The sequence below is a fragment of the Nocardia sp. CA-145437 genome (genome assembly GCF_050956485.1).
Classification (GTDB): domain Bacteria; phylum Actinomycetota; class Actinomycetes; order Mycobacteriales; family Mycobacteriaceae; genus Nocardia.
In genome coordinates this window covers 1880810-1899868 of the sequence record NZ_CP191204.1, presented here as the reverse complement: position 1 = coordinate 1899868, position 19059 = coordinate 1880810, and the positions used below count along the sequence as shown (strand labels likewise).

The following is a 19059-nucleotide window of genomic DNA, read 5'->3' as shown; positions in this document are numbered from 1 at the left end:
ACCGTCTCAACTCAGACAGAGAAGGAAACCGAAATGGCTGATCTGACAGGCAAAGTCGCCCTGATCACCGGGGCCGCCCGCGGCCAGGGCGCGGCCGAGGCCAAGCTGTTCGTCGAGCGCGGCGCGAAGGTGGTCATCACCGATGTGCTCGAGACCGAGGGCAAGGAGCTCGCCGAATCCCTCGGCGAGAACGCCCGTTTCGTGCGCCACGACGTCACCGACTCCGAGAGCTGGGATGCCGCCGTGGCGGTGGCCGTCGACACCTTCGGCAAACTGGACGTGCTGGTGAACAATGCCGCCATCTACACCATGAAGCCGATCGCCGAGACCACTCCCGAAGAGCTGGAACGGATCCTGACGGTCAACCTGGTCGGCGCCTTCCGCGGCATCAAGGCGGTACTGCCGGCCATGACCGCCAATGGCGGCTCCATCGTGAACATCTCCTCGCAGTCCGGGCTCGAGGGCCTGATGAACCACTCCGCCTACGGCTCCTCCAAGTGGGGTCTGCGCGGCCTGTCCAAGGTCGCCGCCCTGGAGCTGGGCTTGTCCCAGATCCGGGTCAACTCGGTGTACCCCGGCCCCATCGCCACTCCGATGGTGCCCTACCTGACCACCGGCCCGGGCAGCTTCCCGACCCTGCCGCTCGAGCGCACCGGCCTGCCCGAGGAGGTCGCCGAACTGGTCGCCTTCCTCGCCTCCGACGCCTCGGCCTACATCACGGGTGCGGAGGTCTCCGTCGACGGCGGTCTGGCCGCGGGCAAGTTCATCCCGCGCGGCATGTAGTTCGGCGAACCCCGCAGTGACACAGCGCGATCCAGGAAGGCCCGTAGTGACCCTGTCCCCCGAATGGCAGACCTTCGTCGACGCCGCCACCGCGGCGTTCCCGGCGTTGGGCACCGAGGTGTTCGACGCCACCGAAGCACGGGCCTTCCTGGCCGCCCGCCGCCCCGCCCCCGTCGAACCCATTCCCGTTGCGGGAGTGGCGGATCGCGCGGTGCCGGGCCCGGCCGGCGCGCCCGAGGTGCCGGTGCGGGTGTACCGGCCCCTGGACGCCGAACCCGTTCCGGCCATCGTGGTCTTCTACCACGGCGGCGGATTCGTGCTGTGCGGCTTGGACTCACACGACCGCTTCTGCCGCACCATGGCCAACGAGGCCGGGGTGATCGTGGTGTCGGTGGACTACCGCCGTGCCCCCGACGCCCGCTTCCCGGCCGCGGCCGACGACGCCTACGCGGTGCTGCGCTGGGTCGCCGAGCACGCCGAAGCCCTGGGCGGGGACCCCGGCCGGATCGCGGTGGCCGGGGACAGCGCGGGCGGCAATCTGGCCACCGTCGCCGCCATCGCCGCGCGCGACAACGGCGGACCTGACCTCGCGTTCCAGCTGCTCATGTACCCGATGCTGGATCCGGCCTGCGATCGGCCGTCGCACACCGAGAACGCGGAGGGGTACTTCACCACCGCGGCGCACATCCGGTGGTACTGGGAGCAGTATCTGTTCTCCGATGCCGAGAAGTCCGACCCCTACGCCAATCCCACCATCGCCGACCTCACCGGGCTGCCGCCCGCGCACATCGCCACCGCGGAATTCGATCCGCTGCGCGACGAGGGCGAGGCCTACGGGCAGCGGCTGCGCGAGGCCGGGGTGGAGACCGAGATCCACCGCTGGGACGGCACCGTGCACGGGTTCATGTCGATGGCCTTCCATCTGCGAGAAACCCAGCACGCCAACGCGACCGCGTTCACCGCGCTGCGCCGGGCGCTGGCGCGCACGCCCGTCGTCTGATTTCGGCGTTCGTTCACGGCGCGACCGATTAGCATCAGCTGCGTTCGCCCGTTTGAAACGTCAGGAATTCAGTTGTCGGTTGCACGCCTCCTCCCGTCGGTCACCGGAACGGCCGCGATCACCGCGGCCATCACCCTCGCCACCTCGGGCATGGCTCTCACCACCGCGCTGGCGGGATCCGCCGACGCCGCGCCCCAGTACTACGGCACCCTGGCGCTGTCCCGGCTGAGGAACGCCGCGGTCTCGGGCACCGACGCCAACCGGGTCACCGCTGACGCCGCCGCCATCCGCGACTGCGCCAGCTACGACTGCGAGATCGTGCTGCGCTTCACCGACGGCTGCGCCGCGGTCGCCCAGGGCGCGGACGGCGCCTGGGGCTGGGCCGTCGGCCCCAGCCTCGCCGAGGCCGAGCAGAACGCGGTGGCCGGGCTGGGCCAGAGCGCTCCCCCGTTCCCCGACCTGGGCAGCGCCCAGCCGCGCGCCGCCCGCGTCGCCACCAGCGCCTGTACCGCCAACGTTCAGTGACAACGGCTTTCGCGGCAGCACACCGTGCCCGGCGAGGCTCAGTGCGGGTACTGGGCCTCGTAGGCCGCGCGCTCGGCGGCCCGCCGCGCGGCACGGGCCGGGCTCTCCAGATCCTCCGGGAAACCGTGCTTCACCAATCGGTGGGCCCGGTTCATCGGCATGTAGGCCACGATGTAGAACAGCGCCAGCAGCAGGCCGAGCAGGATCACCGAAAGCTGTAGCCACAGCTCGCCCGGCAGCAGGAAGGCGAGTGCGAACACCGGCAGCAGCGGCACCAGCTGACGCACGATGTGCCGGGGCACCGCCCACGAACCGGTGAGGTCGTTGCGCACCCACTCGCGCAGGTCGTCCGGCAGCACACTGCCGAAGGAGTAGGCCAGCCACTGAACAGGGTTGGGGCGCTTCATTTCCGGTGTCCCTTCGTCGATCCGGCGCGCTCGGTGTCCGCCGAAACCGAGTGCCGCGCCGCGGCATTCACCCGGTTCAGCACATCGCGCAGTTCCTCGAGATCCGCCAGGCTCACCCCCAGCCGCGCCACCACGGCCGGGGGGATCTTCTCCGCCTCGGTGCGCAGTTCGCGTCCCGCGCCGGTCAGATCCACGACCAGGTTGCGTTCGTCGTGGCTGTCGCGCCGCCGGGTAATGAGCCCCGCCGCCTCCAGCCGCTTGAGCAGCGGCGACAGCGTGGGCGAGTCGAGCTGAATGGCCTCGCCGATGTCCTTGACCGACATCGGCGCCTCACCCCACAGCGCCAGCATCACCAGATACTGCGGATGCGTCAGGCCCATCGGTTCCAGTAGCGGGCGATACACCGCCAGGACCGAACGGTTCGCCACGGCCAGCGCGAAACACACCTGCCGGTCCAGCCGCAACGGGTCGTCGACCTCCACCGTTCCGCCCTCCTCGCTCGTCTTCGTTAGGGCAATAATAGTTAATGCACTAACTGTTCGTCGACGACCCGGTGGGTAATTGGCGTCACATCACTCCCGCGACGCCAGCATGGCCACGATCCGGCCGGTGTCCATGTAGTCGCGGAACAGCGTGACCTGGCCGTTCTCGACCCGGATCACATTGACCGACGTCCGCGCCCACGCCCGGCCGGTCCCGGGGCGCGTGACGTCGACGTCGATCTCGGCGATGAGGATGTTCGGATCGGCAGTCTCGTGGATGACCGGGCGAATGGCGTGAATCTCGATGCCGGACATGCCCGACCAGCGCTGCGCGAGGTACGCGCGGATCTGCTCGCGGCCCTCGATCCGGGACGGCTCGCCCGGAATGAGGAACGGCATCTCGAACACGACATCCGGGGCGAGCAAGGCCGCGAATCGATCCGCATCGCGCGCGGGCAGGGTGTCGAAGAGTCGAATCACGAGGTCACGAGAGGTTTCCACGGAAGTGGTCATGAGTGTCTCCTAAACGGAACGTTGGACCCGCTCAATAATCGGGGCGTGCGCCCCGCTTGTCAACGGCTGGGTAGGCTGTCGGACGTGACGGACAGACCCCTGCGCGCCGACGCCCGCCGCAATCGCGAGCGGGTGCTGGCCGCGGCCCAGGAAGCCTTTGCCGCCGAGGGCATCTCGGTGCCGCTCGACGAGATCGCGCGGCGGGCGGGCGTCGGAGCGGGCACGGTGTACCGCCACTTCCCCACCAAGGAAGCGCTTTTCGAGGCCGCCATCCTCGATCAGGTCGAGAAGATCACCGCGCACGCGCGCGCACTGACCGCGGCCGAGGATCCCGGCGCGGTGTTCTTCGAGTTCCTCGCGATGATGGTGCTCGAGGGCGGCGTCAAACGCGACCTGGCCGACGCGCTGCGCTCCGGCGGCGGCGAGTATCCGCGCACGGTGTCCCATGATCTGAAAGAGGCTCTGGGGATACTGCTTTCCCGCGCCCAGGACGCCGGGGCTGTGCGGCCCGAGATCAGCGTCGACGACCTGCTGACCATCATCAAGGGCGTGTTCCTCGCCGTCCACGAGGCCGGAGCCGCACCCGGATTGCGCGAGCGCACCTTCGCCGTGATCGCGGATGGATTGCGCGCGAACCACTGACCTGCGAGTACATACCTGCTCGCAATCGCTGAGCAATGGTCGCTGAAATATTGCGGAATAAACTGAACCATGGGCGAATCGCGCCCATGGTTCCGCAAACTCCGCGTGTTTCCCCGCCTCTGATGCTTGGATGCTCCATGTGCTGACCAATTGCCGCCGGAGCTGACACCAGGAGATCAGATTCGATGAAGCGTGCGATCCGCGCCGTCGCCGTCACCGCCTCTCTAGCCCTGGCAGCCTGCGGCAATACACCGAAACCCGACGACGCGCCGCCACCGCCGCCCCCGCGGACGCTCACCATCGGCATCACATTCGATCAACCCGGACTGTCGGTCAAGGGCACCGACGGCAGACCGCGCGGGTTCGACGTCGACGTCGCGACGTATATCGCCGGGAAGCTGGGCGTCACGCCCGAGCACATCACCTGGCGCGAGGCCCGCACCGACCAGCGCGAAACCCTGGTGAGCTCCGGCACCGTCGATTTCGTCGTCGCCTCGTACTCCATCACCGCCGCCCGCCAGCAGCTGGTCTCCTTCGCCGGTCCCTACCTGCTGGCCGGGCAGGACCTGCTGGTGCGGCAGAGCGAACGGGCCATCGACCAGCCCGAGGACCTCGACGGCCGCACCGTCTGCACCGCCGAGGGCTCCACCGCGGCCGACAAGATCCGCCGCAGCTTCGCCCGATTCGTCCGGCTGACCACCCGGGACACCTACCCTCAGTGCGTGGCCGACCTGATCAGCGGGACCGTCGACGCCGTCACCACCGATGACGTCATCCTCGCCGGCTACGCCGACGAACACCCCGGCACGCTGCGGCTGTCCGGACACCGGTTCACCCGCGAACGCTACGGCGTCGGGGTACGCAAGGGCGACATCGAATTACAGGGCCGCATCACCTCGATCATTCGCATGATGATCGACGACGGCAGCTGGCGGCGCGCATTGGAGAAGCACCTCACCGCCGCCAGTTACAAACCGCTGCCCGCGCCCGCCGTATTCAACGCCCCAGACCGCACTGTCGAGCCCGGCGACCCCACCACCCTCGACCCGGAATTGGTGCGGGCCGCCAAAGCCGTCGCCGCCACCTCCAATGCCCGCGACTGGGAGGGATTCCGCTCCCTGGTCTGCCCCGAGAACGCCGACGCCATCGACGAAATCGTTTTCCAATACACCCCCCAATACGACAAGAACCTGGGCCCGGAAATACGCAACGCGGGGTACACCAATACTGTCACCGGCATCACCCAATCCGACCCGAACTCCGCCACCTTCGCATTCCACGAATCCTTCACCAATGTGCCCGAGAAATACCGGCACTACTTCAAGGACGTCGACTACATCGGCGCCATGGTCCGGCGCGACGGCTCCTGGAAGCTGTGCGGCCTCACCGCCGACTTCGTCGAACCCTGACCGCGAAATAATGCGGTGCGCCGGGACGGGCGGCGCGCCTACCGTGAAAGGCAGTCGAAGGAAAGGACTGTCCGATGTTTCCCGTCGAGCTGCGCGGTACCCGAGCGCAGACGCTCATGTGGGCCCACGAGCACGAGGTCGGCGCCGCCGCGCTCCAGCAGCTGCGCGATATCTCGCAACTGAAATGGGTGTACGGCGTCCGCGTGATGCCGGACGTGCACCTGGGCAAGGGCGCGACGGTCGGATCGGTCATCGCCATGCAGGACGCGGTCGCCCCCGCCGCCGTCGGCGTGGACATCGGGTGCGGTATGGAAGCGGTGCTCACCTCGCTCACCGCGTCCGACCTGCCCGACAACCTGCACTCGCTGCGCTCCCGCATCGAGGCGGCGCTGCCGGTCGGCTTCGCGGCGCACCGCGAACCGGTCGACGTGAACCGCCTGAACGCCGAGGTCTTCGGCCAGCGCGCCGCGGGCACCACCATGCGCGCGGGGTGGGAGCGGTTCTGGAAGGGCTTCGACACGCTGGATCCGATCGTGCGGCCCCGGGAAGCCAAGGCCCACAACCAGATGGGAACCCTCGGCGGCGGCAACCACTTCCAGGAACTGTGCGTCGACACCGAGGATCGCGTGTGGATCCTGCTGCACTCCGGAAGCCGCAATATCGGCAACGAGATCGCGCAGCGGCACATGGCCGTCGCCCGCGAACTGCCGCACAACCAGGACCTGCCGCACCGCGACCTGTCCGTATTCCTCTCCGGCACGCCGGAAATGGATGCCTATCGGCGCGACCTGACCTGGGCCCAGGAGTACGCGGCCCGCAACCGGGCCGTCATCCTGGCGCTGGTCTGCAAGGCCGTGCGCGATGAATTCAACGGGCTGGCAGTGCGTTTCGACGAGCCCATCTCCTGCCACCACAACTACGTGGCCGAGGAGATCATCGACGGGATGCCCATGCTGGTCACCCGCAAGGGCGCGGTCCGGGCCGGCGCGGGTGACCTCGCGCTGATTCCCGGCTCCATGGGGACGCGGTCGTATGTGGTTCGTGGCAAGGGGAATCCGGCCTCGTTCCAGTCCGCCTCGCACGGGGCGGGACGGCGGATGAGCCGCAACGCGGCCAAGAAGCAGTTCACCGTGGCCGACCTGGTGAAGCAGACCGAGGGCGTCGAGTCCCGCAAGGACGCCGGGGTGATCGACGAGATCCCCGCGGCGTACAAGGACATCGACCAGGTCATCGCGGCCCAGGCGGATCTGGTGGACGTGGTCGCCACGCTGCGGCAGGTGCTGTGCGTGAAGGGGTGAGCCGGGTCAGCGGCGGCGGAACGTCGCCGCTACACCCGCGCCCACCAGCAGGATGCCCATGATGAGCGGGAATCCGGTCTGCAACCACTGATATAGCGCGACATGCATTTCATCCGACAGGGGTAGATCGCCGATCAGTCGAAAGGTGTCGTCCGGGAAGATGAAATGGATGATCCCGGGCAACACTCCCCACACCAGCCCGGCTGCGATGGTGCCCGCCGGGGAGTAGGCGGCCAGCGCCGCCACCACCAGGAAAAACGCTGCGGCCAGCAGGATCTGGAAGGTCGAGCCGACGCGGTCGGCGAAATCCCCCAGGATCGCCCACTGTCTGGTCCCGGCCGCGCCGCGGGCGGCCAGCGCGATCCCGACGGGGGTGATCAGCAACCCCGCCAGCGTGCCGGCCACCGTCCGCGACACAGTGCTGCTGCTACGGAACTGTGCCCCGGGCGGAGTCCACCCCGCGGGCGACGGAAACTTCTCCGGCATGTGCGTCTCCCTGCGCGCCCCCGGACGCCCTTCGTGCCCGGAACCCTATTGTCCGTCCGCGCAGCGGATTCCGCGCGATCTTGACGGCACCGCAATCAAGGCGGGTTCCGGCGGTGTCTCACACGAGCAAAGCCTGTCCGGTCGGGAGTATTTGCACCTTTGTCTCCGGCGCCAGATCGGCTGCGGCGGCACGGAAGCGCTCCGCTCCCGCGCGATCACCCTTGGTCATGAGGCGGTCGCCGAGCGGCCCGCTGGAGAAGGCATAGTGCATCGGGACCGCCAGGCGCGGGCGCAGCACCCGGGCCAGATCGGCGGCCTCGATCGCGTCCATCACCACCTGCCTGTTGAGTGCCGGGCGGATGCGCAGGCCGTTCACCGGCAGCAGGGCCAGGTCCAGATCCGGGAAACGCCGGGCGATGTCGTCGAGTTCGGCGATGCGCAGGGTGTCCGCGCCGAAGAAGACGGTGTGGCCGTCGGCGCGCTGCTCGAAGACCTCGACGGCCAGGAAGCACTGTCGCTGCGCGCTGTCGCCCGCGCCGCCGGAGTCGCGCCACAGAGCGTCTACCTGCAATTCGCCGACAAGCGCGAGCTACTGACGGCCGTCTACCGGCTCCGGTTCGGCGAACTGCGCACCGCACTGGAGACCGCCCTCGAACCGCCGCCCGAAACGGCGGCGGCCGAACGCCTTTCGGCGCTGTGCCACGCCTTCGTCGACTACGGCGTCACCCACCCGGGCCACTACCGCGTGCTGTTCGGCACCGCCGGCGCCCCCGGCTGGGAACCCACCGAGGGACAACTCCCCGGCCTGCCCACCATGGACCTGCTGGTCGGCGCCGCGGCCGCCGCCGGCGCACCCGACCCCGCCGCCACCGCCCAATGCCTGTGGGCGGGCATGCACGGCCTCATCACACTGCGCCAGGACCGGCCCAGCTTCCCCTGGCTGCCCCTCGACCGGTTGGTCGACGCCCTCGTCGCGGCGCACCTGGCCACCGCACGCTGATCCCCGCCACGCCCGCACACGGCGCCGGTGGATATACGCGGCGGGCGAGAGGCGGCACCGCCTCCTGGTGACCGACACGCCCGCGCCCGGCCGACAGCGACGTCGCGGCGCACCTGCCGCCGCACGCTGATCCGCACCACGCCCGCCACACGCCGCCGGTGGATATGCGCGGCGGACGGGAAGCGGCACTGCCGCCGATGGCCGACAGCCACGTCGCGGCCAGGTGGCGGGGTCGGTCGACGCGGCCGGACAGGCTCCAAGGGGTGCGAAGTCGGCCGAAGAATCGGACGGCGGGCGTGGGGTGTCGGTGCGGTGAGGCACGATGGTCGGCGTGACCTCAGCCGACCCGAACGTCTCCGACCTCGAACTCGCCGACGCCGCCGCGCAGCCCGGCGCGGGTGGCTTGCGCGAGGATGCGGAGCGGCTGCTGCGCGAGCTGGCCGGACCGGCGGCGCGGTTGCGAGAAGACCAGTGGGTCGCGATCGAGGCGCTGGTGGTGCACCGGCGGCGAGCGCTGGTGGTGCAACGCACCGGGTGGGGTAAATCCGCCGTCTACTTCATCTCCGCGAAGCTGTTGCGCGCCCAAGGGCGGGGGCCGACGGTGATCGTGTCGCCGCTGCTGGCGCTGATGCGCAACCAGGTGTCGTCGGCCGAACGCGCGGGAGTCGTTGCGGCGACCATCAATTCGGGCAATGTCACCGAATGGGACGAGATCCACGCGCGGGTGGCTGCCGGTGACGTCGACGTGCTGCTGGTCAGCCCGGAGCGGTTGAACAACCCGGACTTCCGGGATTCGGTGCTGCCCAAACTGGCCGCCGACGCCGGACTGGTGGTGATCGACGAGGCGCACTGCGTATCGGACTGGGGGCACGATTTCCGGCCGGACTACCGCCGGATCCGCACGCTCATCGCCGATCTCGGCTCGGAGGTGCCGGTGCTGGCCACCACGGCCACCGCCAACGACCGGGTGGTCACCGACGTGGCCACCCAGATCGGCACCGACACCCTGGTACTGCGCGGCAGCCTGGACCGGGAATCGCTGCACCTGTCGGTGGTGACGATTCCGGACGCGGTGCGGCGCACGGCCTGGCTCAGCAAACGACTGCACGAACTGCCCGGCTCGGGCATCGTCTACGCGCTCACCGTCGCCGCGGCCCACGACCTCGCCGACGTGCTCAACTCGCACGGCCACCACGTCGCCGCCTACACCGGGCAGACCGACCCCACCGAACGCGAGGCGCTCGAGGCCGCCCTGCTGAACAACGAGGTGAAGGCGCTCATCGCGACCTCCGCGCTCGGAATGGGTTTCGACAAGCCCGATCTCGGCTTCGTGGTCCATCTGGGCGCGCCCTCCTCCCCCATCTCCTACTACCAGCAGGTGGGCCGCGCGGGTCGTGGCACCGAACGGGCCGAGGTGATCCTGTTGCCGGGCCACGAGGACCGTCAGATCTGGAGCTACTTCGCCTCGGTGGCCTTCCCGCGCGAGCACATCGTGCGCTCGGTGCTGGCCGCCCTCGACACCGAGCGGCCGCTGTCCACCGCCGCCCTGGAACCACTGGTGGAGCTCAATCGCTCACGCCTGGAGATGGTGCTCAAGGTGCTGGACGTGGACGGCGCGGTGCGCCGGGTGCGCGGCGGCTGGCTCGGCACCGGCGAACCGTGGGTCTACGACACCGAACGCTACGAGCGTCTCAGCGTCGCCCGCGAGGCCGAGCAGCAGGCCATGATCGACTACCAGTCCACCGGCCAGTGCCGGATGACGTTCCTGCGCAGCCAACTCGACGATCCGGGCCTGGTGCTCGGCACCCACTGCGGGCGCTGCGACAACTGCACCGGCGCCACCCAGGACACGGCGGTCGACGACTCCGACCTGGCCGACATCCGCACCCGTCTGGACCGACCCGGCATCGACCTGGCGCCCCGCAAACAGTGGCCCACCGGCCTGGCCAAACTCGGAATCCCCTTGTCCGGCAAGATCACCGACGGCCCCGAGACCGGCCGTGTCCTGGGCCGCCTCAGCAATCTCGGCTGGGGCCAGCGCCTGCGCCCGCTCCTCGACGGCCCCGACGCCCCCGTCCCCGACGAGGTCTTCCGCGCCTGCACCACCGTGCTGCGCGAATGGGATTGGGCCCAGCGCCCGACCGCCGTCCTGGCCCTCGACTCCGGCGCCCGCCCCCTGCTGACCCGATCGCTGGCCGCCCGCCTCGCCGAGATCGGCCGCCTTCAGGATCTGGGCGTCCTCGCGTTGCGCCCCGACCTGCCCCCGGTCTCCGCCGCCAACTCCGCCCACCGGGTCGCCGCCCTCCACAATGCCTGGGAGACACCGGATCTCACCGCGGTCGACGGCCCCATCCTGCTGGTCGACGCCCTCACCGACACCGGCTGGACCTTCACCATGGCCGCCCGCCAACTCCGCGCCGCCGGAGCCGACGCCGTCCTCCCCTTCGCATTGGCCACCCCTTCCTGACCTTCGGGCGTACCGTCGAACGGGGAAGGGAGAGAGCATGAGTACCGGGAACAGCGGGGACGAGGCCAGCGATCCGCGGGCGCGCTGGCGCAAGCTGCCGCCCGAGCCGGCACAGTGGATCGAGGAGGTCGACCGGGAGCGTTCGGCCGTCGACTTCGGCCCGGGCCATGACCCGGACGGCAAGGCCGCCACCTATGGGGGAACCTCCGGGCCCTGACACGCTCAGGCGTCGGGGGTGGGCCGCCGGTTCTCGAGGTTCTCGATGGCGTCGACGTAGCGCAGCATGAGGCGCGCGAAGTCGAGGCGGTCCTGTTCCGGCCACTCGGCCGTGATGTATTCGAAGGCGGCGCGCTGTTGCCCGCGGAAGCGGGTCATGAACTCCAGGCCCTCGGGGCTGAGTTCGAGGACGGCGCGGCGGCCGTCCAGCTGTGAGGGGACGCGCAGCAGGTAGCCCGCCTTGATGTTGTCGGTGACCATGCGACTCGCGACCGACGGGTCCACGCACATGGCCGCGGCGATGCCGCCGACCGTCATCTCCCCCGGCCCGTCCTGCCCGCAGCCCAGGACCAGGCCCAGCACCAGCGCGCGGGTGGAGTCCTTGGCGCTGATCGGGTTCTCGACCTGCTGCAGGACACCGCGGCGGAGCTTGCCGAAGGCCGGGCCGATGGCATCCAGCAGCTCGTCGGGAGTGCGGTCGTCCGTCGTCATCCCCACATCGTATCTGCATGCATATCGACATCTGCGTGCATATTGGTACATATGTGTTGACTAGCAACTGTGTGCATGACAGCATGCATTTCATGACCATTCTCGTCACCGGCGCTCGCGGCCAGATCGGCCGCGCCGTTCTCGACTCCCTGCACGCCCGCGGCCTCCCGGTCCGCGCGGCCAGCAAGGCCCCCTCGGCCCTCGACCTCCCCGCGGGGGTCGACAGCGCCGCCCTGCCCGACGACCTCGAAAGCCTCACCGCGGCACTGAAAGACGTGCGCCAGGTCTTCCTCTACGCCGACCCCGCCGCGGCGGACACCTTCGCGCGGGCCGCCGCGGCCGCCGGGGTGGAACACGTCGTGCTGCTGTCCTCCTCCGCGGTCAACGATCCGAACGCCGCCGACAACCCCATCGGCGCGAACCACCTCGCCGTCGAAAACGCCCTCGCCGCGGCGGATCTCGTCACCACCGTGCTGCGCCCCGGCGGCTTCGACAGCAACGCCTTCGGCTGGATCGCGGCGATCTCGTCCGGCGCGCCGATCGAGCACGCGTACCCGGATGCCGCACTGGCCATGATCCATCCCCTCGATATCGCCGATATCGCGGTCGCCGCCCTGACCGGCAGCGAATTGCGGGGGCGCACGGTCACTCTCACCGGACCGGAGGCGATCAGCTTCCGCGCGCAGATCGGTCACCTCGCCGCGGCCCTCGGCCGCGACATCCCGATCACCACCATCGCCCCGGCCGAGGCCGAGGCGCAGATGTCGCGCACCATGCCGGCCTACATCGTGAGCGCCCTGCTGAACATCTGGGCCATCACCACCGACACGCCCGAAGCCCCGGCCGACACCACCGAAACCCTGCTCGGCATCCCCGCCCGCACCTTCGAACAGTGGGCCCGCGAGAACGCGCCCGCCTTCGCGGCTTCCTGACCGCGGGGAGCCGCCCGCGCCACGCCGAGCGGCCTCCGGCGATCCCGCGCGGGTTGCCGGGTAGTCGCGGAAACCGCGGACCACCAGGGACTCGGCGCGTAGGATCGGACGAATCCCGCAGTCGCCGAACGATCCCGGGGAGTTCAGCATGGCGTCCGCATCACCCAAGATTCCACCGTTGCCACTCCTGCGCGCCGCCACCTGGTTGCGCGACAGTCTGGCCGTCCTGCACCGGCGGCTGGTCCCCGGCCACATCGCCCTCTTGGAGCTGGGGACGGCCGGATACGTCTCCCAGGCCATCTGCGCGGCGGCCGAGCTCGGCATCGCCGACGCGCTGGCCGACGGCCCCAAACCGGCCGCCGAGCTGGCGCGCACCCTGAGCGTGGACGAGGACGCACTGCGCCGGCTGCTGCGCCTGCTGATCAGCTGGGGTGTCTTCGAGCAGCGCCGCGACGGGACCTACCAATTGACCGGCGTCTCGCAGGGGCTGCGCACCGATGCCGACGTGTCGCTGCGCGATCTGTTCGTCTTCTTCGGCTCCGAACTGCATCGCAAGCACTGGACGCATCTGGCCGCCTCGGTCCGCGCCGGCGGGTCGCTGTGGCCGGAGCTGGAGGGCATGGAGTTCTTCGAGTTCGCCGAGCAGCACCCCGAGGTCGGACAGGTCTTCGACCGGGCCATGACCAGCGTCGGCAGCCTGGCCACCGAACCGCTCCAAGCGGCCTTCGACTTCGGCCGCTTCGGTTCGATCGTGGACGTCGGCGGCGGCCGCGGCAGCCTGCTCGTCGACATCCTGCAACGCCATCCGTCCATGCGCGGCACCGTGTTCGACCTGCCGCGGGTGGCCGAGGGCCTCGAGGAGCAACTGCTCGGCCCCGGGCTCACCGGCCGCCTCACCGTCGAACCCGGCAGCTTCTTCGACGTCGTGCCCAAGGGCGCGGACGCGTATCTGCTCAAGCACATCATCCACGACTGGAACGACGCCGACGCCGAGCGCATCCTGCGCACCGTGCGCACCGCCATGGAAACCGAAGCGCGGCTGCTGATCATCGAGATGGTGATGCCCGAGCACGACCGCCCGCACCCGGGCAAGGTCATCGACCTGGAGATGCTGATCCAGACCCGCGGCGGCCGGGAACGGACCCAGAACGAATTCGGAAACCTGCTGTCCCGCAGCGGTTTCGTGCTCACCGGGGTCACCACGACCGCCGCCCCGGACTGTGTCATCGAGGCCCGTCCGACGGTGTGAACGAGGCGCCCGCGGGGCGTGTGCGGCGCAATCCACACGCCCACCGCGGGCTACCTCCTACCGCCCGGATCCGGTGGCGTCACCGGCGTTTCAGGCGGTACGGCGGATCCGCGGGCCGACAACCCCTGCGGCCCGATCGGTCCAGCCGTCCGCCATCTGCGCCAGCAGGAACCAGGCGGCGTGCACTTGTTCGTCCGACACATTCTCGGCCGTCCTGAGCAGATGCACGGCGCGCACGTGCGCGGCCGCCATCGCATCCACCACGGCCCCCAGGGATTCGGCCCGCGCTGCACCCCTCCGCAGCGCTCGGCTCGACACCCACTCGTCGATGAACGTCACCAGCTGAGCGCGTAGCTCGTCGATTCCGCCCACGTCGCCGGAGCGGACCCGGCGTCGCTGCAGATGCAGTTCGGCCAGCGCGCGGGACCAGCGGGTGACCGGGTGGTCCTCGGGCTGATCCCCGATGTGACCGCAGAACGCGGCCAGCAGTTCATGCCAGTCGGGCAGCAGCGGGTCGTCGCCTCTGGTGTCACGGCCGCTCGCCCGCCACCACTGGGTGCTATCAGGTTGGGGTACGTACATACCTACCTCCACGGGCGCTGCGGGCGCACCCGGAGCCGCGGGCGGCCGCCGGACCGCGAGCCCGGCGCGGCAAGGGCGGACCGCGCCGGATCCGGGCAACCGCTATCGGCGAAGGGCACATCTCGATGCGGCACCGGGTGCACTTCCAGGATGAACCGATCGCCGGTCCCGCCCACCGCCCTTCCCCCGCCCTCCCACTGCCCCTCGAGTAGGAGAACGACCGCCCAGTCTGTACGGTTACTTGCCCTCTCCCCCAGCGCAATTCGCCCGTAACCGGCGCTCGACTAAACCTTCACCAGGTCGTCGGCATGCACGACCGGGCGCTGCATGCTGTCGGGCAGCACGGCCGTGGAACGGCCCTTCATCGTCTGCAGCTCATCGCTGTCATAGGCCGCCACACCGCGGGCCACCAGCCCGCCGTCCGGAGCGATCAGATCGATCACGTCACCACCGAAGAAATGCCCCGTCACCTCGGTGATCCCCGCTGCCAGCAGGGAATGGCGACGCTCGGCCACGGCCGCCACCGCACCCGCGTCCAGATGCACCGCACCCCGCGCGTCGGCGGCGTGCCGGACCCAGAACTTGCGGGCCGACAACCGAACCGGGCGCGCCGCGAAGGCCGTGCCCACCGTCGCGCCCGACAACGCCGCCGCCGCGTCCGACGCGGCGGCCAGCAGCACGGGCACGCCGGCGTCGGCGGCCAGCCGGGCGGCGGACAGCTTCGACGCCATGCCCCCGGTACCCAGCGCACCACCCGAACCGGCGATCACGCCGTCCAGATCCGCACTGCTGCGCACCTCGGGGATGAAGTTCGCCGAACCCTTGCGCGGGTCACCGTCGTAGAGGCCGTCCACGTCCGACAGCAGGATCAGCGCGTCCGCGCCCACCAGATGCGCGACCAGCGCCGCGAGCCGGTCGTTGTCGCCGAACCGGATCTCTTCCGTTGCGACAGTATCGTTCTCGTTCACCACGGCGATGGCGTGCAGCGACCGCAGCCGGTCCAGGGTCCGCTGCGCATTGCGATGCGGCTCGCGGCGGCCGAAGTCGCCCGCGCTCAACAACACCTGCCCGACCACCCGGTCGTAGCGGGCGAACGAGGTCCCCCACGCGTGCGCCAGCGCCAGCTGACCGACACTCGCGGCGGCCTGCTTGGTGGCGAGATCCTTGGGCCGCTTGGACAATCCGAGCGGGGCCATGCCCGCACCGATGGCGCCCGAGGACACCACCACCAGATCCGAACCCGCCCGCATGCGGCCCTCGACCGCGTCGGCCAGCTGGTCCAGGCGGCCGGTGTCCAGACCGCCTTCCAGGCTGGTCAGCGCCGACGACCCGATCTTCACCACGACGCTGCGCGCGGACGCGATTGCCCGCCGCGCGGCACTGAGCCCGTCAGCGCCGAGCTCCGCCGCTCCATTGGCCTGCGCGCCACTCGAACTCACTTGCACCACACCTCAATTCGCCCGCGATACCCACGCACCGTCGCACCCGAATTCATTGTCCGTCCGCACCGGCCGCTCGCCTCCTCGCGAACGGCCACGCGGCACTGTATTACTCGTCGTCGGTGACCAGACCACGGCGCACGCGCGAGGCGTGCTTGCGCTCCGCCGCGCCGATGCGCTCGGTCTGATCCAGACGCGGGTCCACGCCGCGGCGGGTCATCAAGGTTTCCACGCCCGCGGAAATCGAAGGCTCCCAATCGAAGCAGTAGTCCGCGATGGTCACCGAAGCGCCGGGCTCCGCACCCAGCTTGACCAGCTCGTCCTCGACGCCGAGGCGAGCCAGGCGGTCGGCCAGGTAACCCACGGCCTCGTCGTTGTCGAACTGGGTCTGGCGCACCCACCGCTCGGGGCGCTCGCCCACCACGATGAAGCCGCCCTCGACCTCGGGATCGCGAATCACGCGGAAACCACTGTCGCCCTTGATGACCGGGCGGATGATCGCGCGCTTCGGCTCCGCCTTCGGATGCGCGGTGCGGTATTCGGCGACCAGCTCGGCGAGTGCGAAGGTCAACGGCCGCAAACCTTCCCGGCTCACCGCCGAGATCTTGAACACCGGCCAGCCGCGCTTCTCGAATTCCGGCAGCACGAACTCGGCCAGCTCGTCGGCATCGGGGATGTCGGCCTTGTTGAGAATCACCACGCGCGGGCGATCGGCCAGATCACCCAGACCGGTGTCACCGGCCAGCGCGGGCTGATACGCGGCCAGCTCGGCCTCGAGCGCGTCCACATCCGACACCGGATCGCGGCCGGGTTCCAGAGTGGCGCAGTCCACCACGTGGGCCAGCACCGCGCAACGCTCCAGATGCCGCAGGAAGTCCAGGCCCAGTCCGCGGCCCTCGCTCGCACCCGGAATCAGACCGGGCACATCGGCCACGGTGAAGGTGGTGTCACCCGCGAGCACCACACCGAGGTTCGGCACGAGCGTGGTGAACGGGTAGTCCGCGATCTTCGGCTTGGCCGCCGAGAGCACCGACACCAGCGACGACTTACCGGCCGACGGGAAGCCCACCAGGCCGACATCGGCGACCGACTTCAGCTCCAGAACGACATCGCGCTCCTGGCCGTCCTCGCCGAGCAGCGCGAAGCCGGGCGCCTTGCGCGCCTTGGACACCAGCGCCGCGTTACCCAGCCCGCCGCGACCGCCGCGCGCCGCCACATACTGGGTGCCCGCACCGGTCAGGTCCGCGAGCACCTCACCGTCGAGGCTCATCACCACGGTGCCGTCCGGCACCTTCAGCAGCAGCCCCTCGCCCTGCTTGCCATTGCGGTTGCTGCCCTCACCGGGCTTGCCGTTGCCGCCCTTGGCATGCGGATGGAAATGGAAGTCCAGCAACGTGTGCACGTTCGGGTCGACCTCGAGGGTCACGTCCCCGCCATTGCCGCCGTTGCCGCCATCGGGACCACCCAACGGCATGAACTTCTCCCTGCGCACCGAGGCGCAGCCGTGCCCACCCTTGCCCGCGCGCACGTGCAGCTCGACACGGTCGATGAATTTGGACATATCGGTGATCATCCTCCTTCAGGACTTGTCGACTGGATGTGACGCCCCGGGCCTCGGCCAGGAATGACAGAAGCGGGGCTGTGAACAGCACTGTGTCTGAACAAAAAGAAGCGGGCCAGGGCTACTACAAACCCTGACCCGCTTCGGAAAGCTAGTGGAGCGAACTCCGGTGCGCCGGTCAGGCGTTCACCGGCTCCGGCACCACGATGTTGACGGTCTTGCGACCACGCTTGGTGCCGAACTGCACCGCGCCCGCCTCGAGAGCGAACAGCGTGTCGTCGCCGCCACGGCCGACGTTGACGCCGGGGTGGAAGTGCGTGCCGCGCTGGCGGACCAGGATCTCGCCGGCCTTGACGGTCTGACCGCCGAAGCGCTTCACACCGAGCCGCTGGGCATTCGAATCGCGACCATTGCGCGAGCTGGATGCACCCTTTTTATGTGCCATGACTAACTCCTCGTGCAGGGGTGACGAACCCCAAGTCGGATTACTTGATGCCGGTGACCTTCAGGACCGTCAGCTTCTGACGGTGGCCCTGACGCTTGTGGTAGCCGGTCTTGTTCTTGAACTTGTGGATGCGGATCTTCGGGCCCTTGGTCTGTTCGACGACCTCGGCGGACACGGAAACCTTCGCCAGCTTGTCAGCATCGGAGGTCAGCTCGGAGCCGTCAACGACGAGCACCGGCGCCAGCGACACCGCAGTGCCCGGCTCACCCTCGATCTTCTCGACCTTCACCAGGTCACCGACCGCGACCTTGTACTGCTTTCCGCCGGTCTTGACGATTGCGTACGTTGCCATCGGTCGGCTGCCCTTCTTTCTTTACAAGTGCTCGGCACTATGCTCACACGGCCGGTCACCGGTGTTCACACCGGCATCCGCCGCAGACTGGTCTGGGGGTATTCACCGCCGCCTCGGGCCAGAGGTTCTGCGAACCGATGGGCCCACTCACAGCACTAGTCACAACAGAGTGCCATCGCAGGGGGCAGCGACTGACCAAGACTACAGGACTCGCCAACCCCGACCAAACCGGGGCAGCCCATCTCTCGGCCCACGCTGTCGCGTTCTTACAAGATCGCACCCGGCCGCCCCGGCAGAATCGAGTCATGCGAGCGACCGGCACCTTCAGCGTCAAGTCCTTCACCCCCACCGATGTCACCCCCGACCCCGCCATCGCCACCGGCCTGCCGGTCGGACTGTCGATGATGGAGAAGCAGTTCGAGGGCGAGATCTCCGGGCGGGCGGCCACCCTGTTCACCGCCGCCTTCGACCAGGAGAAAGGCATCGGGACCTACCTGGCGATGGAATCGTTCGAAGGCACGCTGAACGGGCGCGCGGGCGCGTTCAACTTCGCGCACTCGGCCTCGACCACGGGCGCCGATCGCCGCGACGGGTTCTTCGTCATCGTCGTGGGCAGCGGCACCGGCGCGCTCGCGGGCATCACCGGCACGGGCGATATCTCCATCGACGCCGACGGCACCCACCGCATCTGGTTCGACTACGAACTCGCCTGATCTGCCGGGAAAAGCCCGTGGCCCCACCGGATTCCGGCGGGGCCACGGTCGTCCGGTGGCGGGCGC

General features: G+C 69.4%; 23 protein-coding genes. 12 read left to right on the top strand and 11 right to left on the bottom strand.

The genetic code is table 11. From position 1 onward, the window contains the following. Positions 1-33: 33 nt before the first annotated feature. The 3 genes from ACQPYY_RS08305 (at position 34) to ACQPYY_RS08295 (ending at position 2308) form a co-directional block, all read left to right on the top strand. Positions 34-783 (top strand): SDR family NAD(P)-dependent oxidoreductase, encoded by a 750-nt coding sequence (locus ACQPYY_RS08305; RefSeq protein ID WP_433593317.1) that lies wholly within the window; start codon positions 34-36, stop codon positions 781-783. Positions 784-829: 46 nt separating this feature from the next. Continuing rightward, a complete protein-coding gene (locus ACQPYY_RS08300) occupies positions 830-1783 on the top strand; it encodes an alpha/beta hydrolase (protein WP_433593316.1) in 954 nt (317 codons plus the stop codon). A gap of 72 nt (positions 1784-1855) precedes the next feature. Next, positions 1856-2308, top strand: coding sequence for a DUF4189 domain-containing protein (locus ACQPYY_RS08295; protein ID WP_433593315.1), 453 nt, complete (start codon positions 1856-1858; stop codon positions 2306-2308). A 38-nt stretch (positions 2309-2346) separates the two neighbouring features. Here the strand turns inward: ACQPYY_RS08295 and ACQPYY_RS08290 are convergent, their stop codons facing one another. From ACQPYY_RS08290 to ACQPYY_RS08280, 3 genes are all read right to left on the bottom strand, one after another. Further along, entirely contained in the window at positions 2347-2715 is a 369-nt protein-coding gene (locus tag ACQPYY_RS08290; protein ID WP_379101268.1) for a DUF5313 family protein, read from the bottom strand. Beyond that, a complete protein-coding gene (locus ACQPYY_RS08285; protein WP_379101266.1) occupies positions 2712-3197 on the bottom strand; it encodes a MarR family winged helix-turn-helix transcriptional regulator in 486 nt (161 codons plus the stop codon). Before ACQPYY_RS08285 ends, ACQPYY_RS08290 begins: the two co-directional genes overlap by 4 nt. 90 nt (positions 3198-3287) lie before the next feature. Further along, on the bottom strand, positions 3288-3710 hold the full coding sequence (locus ACQPYY_RS08280) for a nuclear transport factor 2 family protein (protein WP_433593314.1): 423 nt from the start codon (positions 3708-3710) through the stop codon (positions 3288-3290). An 84-nt stretch (positions 3711-3794) separates the two neighbouring features. Here ACQPYY_RS08280 and ACQPYY_RS08275 point away from each other — a divergent pair, with 84 nt between their 5' ends. The 3 genes from ACQPYY_RS08275 to ACQPYY_RS08265 all read left to right on the top strand — a co-directional run bounded on the left by ACQPYY_RS08275 (position 3795) and on the right by ACQPYY_RS08265 (position 7059). Next, positions 3795-4352: a TetR/AcrR family transcriptional regulator gene (locus ACQPYY_RS08275; protein ID WP_357279745.1), complete on the top strand. Its 558-nt coding sequence runs from the start codon at positions 3795-3797 to the stop codon at positions 4350-4352. A 185-nt stretch (positions 4353-4537) separates the two neighbouring features. After that, positions 4538-5761: a glutamate ABC transporter substrate-binding protein gene (locus tag ACQPYY_RS08270; protein WP_433593313.1), complete on the top strand. Its 1224-nt coding sequence runs from the start codon at positions 4538-4540 to the stop codon at positions 5759-5761. A gap of 74 nt (positions 5762-5835) precedes the next feature. Continuing rightward, entirely contained in the window at positions 5836-7059 is a 1224-nt protein-coding gene (locus ACQPYY_RS08265; RefSeq protein ID WP_433593312.1) for an RtcB family protein, read from the top strand. A gap of 6 nt (positions 7060-7065) precedes the next feature. Here ACQPYY_RS08265 and ACQPYY_RS08260 read toward each other — a convergent pair whose 3' ends face one another. Together ACQPYY_RS08260 and ACQPYY_RS08255 are read right to left on the bottom strand one after the other, a co-directional pair. Further along, positions 7066-7545 (bottom strand): hypothetical protein, encoded by a 480-nt coding sequence (locus ACQPYY_RS08260; protein WP_433593311.1) that lies wholly within the window; start codon positions 7543-7545, stop codon positions 7066-7068. 118 nt (positions 7546-7663) lie between these two features. Further along, a complete protein-coding gene (locus ACQPYY_RS08255; RefSeq protein WP_433593310.1) occupies positions 7664-8116 on the bottom strand; it encodes an MBL fold metallo-hydrolase in 453 nt (150 codons plus the stop codon). Here ACQPYY_RS08255 and ACQPYY_RS08250 point away from each other — a divergent pair. The 3 genes from ACQPYY_RS08250 to ACQPYY_RS08240 all read left to right on the top strand — a co-directional run bounded on the left by ACQPYY_RS08250 (position 8012) and on the right by ACQPYY_RS08240 (position 11229). Further along, a complete protein-coding gene (locus ACQPYY_RS08250; protein WP_433593309.1) occupies positions 8012-8545 on the top strand; it encodes a TetR/AcrR family transcriptional regulator in 534 nt (177 codons plus the stop codon). The genes ACQPYY_RS08255 and ACQPYY_RS08250 overlap by 105 nt on opposite strands. 322 nt (positions 8546-8867) lie before the next feature. Then, on the top strand, positions 8868-11012 hold the full coding sequence (locus ACQPYY_RS08245; protein ID WP_433593308.1) for a RecQ family ATP-dependent DNA helicase: 2145 nt from the start codon (positions 8868-8870) through the stop codon (positions 11010-11012). 37 nt (positions 11013-11049) lie between these two features. Beyond that, complete coding sequence (locus ACQPYY_RS08240; RefSeq protein WP_433593307.1) at positions 11050-11229, top strand: hypothetical protein; 180 nt, start codon at positions 11050-11052, stop codon at positions 11227-11229. Between the two features lie 5 nt (positions 11230-11234). Here ACQPYY_RS08240 and ACQPYY_RS08235 read toward each other — a convergent pair whose 3' ends face one another. Next, positions 11235-11720 carry a MarR family winged helix-turn-helix transcriptional regulator gene (locus ACQPYY_RS08235; protein WP_379101254.1) on the bottom strand — a complete coding sequence of 162 codons (486 nt, stop codon included), beginning with the start codon at positions 11718-11720 and terminating at the stop codon, positions 11235-11237. 92 nt (positions 11721-11812) lie between these two features. On the opposite strand from ACQPYY_RS08235, the gene ACQPYY_RS08230 reads away from it, so the two are divergent. Continuing rightward, on the top strand, positions 11813-12652 hold the full coding sequence (locus ACQPYY_RS08230; RefSeq protein WP_433593306.1) for an SDR family oxidoreductase: 840 nt from the start codon (positions 11813-11815) through the stop codon (positions 12650-12652). A 148-nt stretch (positions 12653-12800) separates the two neighbouring features. Beyond that, positions 12801-13901, top strand: a complete 1101-nt coding sequence (locus ACQPYY_RS08225) for a methyltransferase (RefSeq protein WP_433593305.1) — start codon at positions 12801-12803, stop codon at positions 13899-13901. Between the two features lie 90 nt (positions 13902-13991). On the opposite strand, the gene ACQPYY_RS08220 is transcribed toward ACQPYY_RS08225, so the two are convergent. The 5 genes from ACQPYY_RS08220 to rplU all read right to left on the bottom strand — a co-directional run bounded on the left by ACQPYY_RS08220 (position 13992) and on the right by rplU (position 18280). Next, positions 13992-14483: a DUF4254 domain-containing protein gene (locus tag ACQPYY_RS08220; RefSeq protein ID WP_433593304.1), complete on the bottom strand. Its 492-nt coding sequence runs from the start codon at positions 14481-14483 to the stop codon at positions 13992-13994. Positions 14484-14767: 284 nt separating this feature from the next. Further along, positions 14768-15847, bottom strand: coding sequence for a glutamate 5-kinase (gene proB, locus ACQPYY_RS08215; RefSeq protein WP_357090723.1), 1080 nt, complete (start codon positions 15845-15847; stop codon positions 14768-14770). A gap of 184 nt (positions 15848-16031) precedes the next feature. Further along, complete coding sequence (gene obgE / locus ACQPYY_RS08210; protein WP_379101246.1) at positions 16032-17483, bottom strand: GTPase ObgE; 1452 nt, start codon at positions 17481-17483, stop codon at positions 16032-16034. Between the two features lie 178 nt (positions 17484-17661). Beyond that, entirely contained in the window at positions 17662-17928 is a 267-nt protein-coding gene (rpmA, locus tag ACQPYY_RS08205; RefSeq protein ID WP_040806195.1) for a 50S ribosomal protein L27, read from the bottom strand. 40 nt (positions 17929-17968) lie between these two features. Beyond that, positions 17969-18280, bottom strand: a complete 312-nt coding sequence (gene rplU / locus ACQPYY_RS08200; protein ID WP_357090204.1) for a 50S ribosomal protein L21 — start codon at positions 18278-18280, stop codon at positions 17969-17971. Positions 18281-18585: 305 nt separating this feature from the next. Here rplU and ACQPYY_RS08195 point away from each other — a divergent pair, with 305 nt between their 5' ends. Continuing rightward, positions 18586-18993: a DUF3224 domain-containing protein gene (locus ACQPYY_RS08195; RefSeq protein WP_379101241.1), complete on the top strand. Its 408-nt coding sequence runs from the start codon at positions 18586-18588 to the stop codon at positions 18991-18993. Positions 18994-19059: the final 66 nt, after the last annotated feature.